The organism is Mycobacterium sp. KBS0706 (assembly GCF_005938675.2).
In the GTDB taxonomy this organism is placed as follows: Bacteria; Pseudomonadota; Alphaproteobacteria; order DSM-16000; family Inquilinaceae; genus Inquilinus.
In genome coordinates this window covers 1-489 of the sequence record NZ_VCCH02000349.1, presented here as the reverse complement: position 1 = coordinate 489, position 489 = coordinate 1, and the positions used below count along the sequence as shown (strand labels likewise).

At 72.0% G+C, this 489-nt stretch carries 1 protein-coding gene; it reads right to left on the bottom strand.

All coding sequences use genetic code 11. From position 1 onward, the window contains the following. On the bottom strand, positions 1-489 hold a 489-nt coding region (locus FFK22_RS42215), incomplete at both ends, for a condensation domain-containing protein (RefSeq protein ID WP_143957044.1).

The following is a 489-nucleotide window of genomic DNA, read 5'->3' as shown; positions in this document are numbered from 1 at the left end:
CTCAGCGCCTCGCGCCAGTGCCGCAGCTGCCCCGACATCTCGCTCCCGGGATCCGTCTCCTCTCCCAGGACCTCACGCTGCCACAGCGTATAGTCCGCATACTGCACCGGCAGCTCCGGCCACCCCGGCGCCGCACCCTGGCGCCGCGCCCCATATGCCCGGCCAAGGTCCCGCGCCAGCGGCGCCAGCGACGACCCGTCACCGGCAATGTGGTGCACCGTCAGCAGCAGCACATGCTCCCGATCCCCCAGCTTGAACAGCTCCGCCCGCAACGGCGGCTCATGCTCCAGGTCGAACTCGTGACGTGCCCCAGCCCTCACCAGATCCCGGACCTCGCCCTCCGTCGCCGCCCTCACCGTCAGCACCGGATCCGCGCTCTCCAGCACCTCCTGCCACGGCACGCCCCCCTCCTCCGCGAACACCGTCCGCAGGCTCTCGTGACGCGCCACCACATCCCCCAGCGCCTGCTCCAGCGCCCTCCGGTCCAGC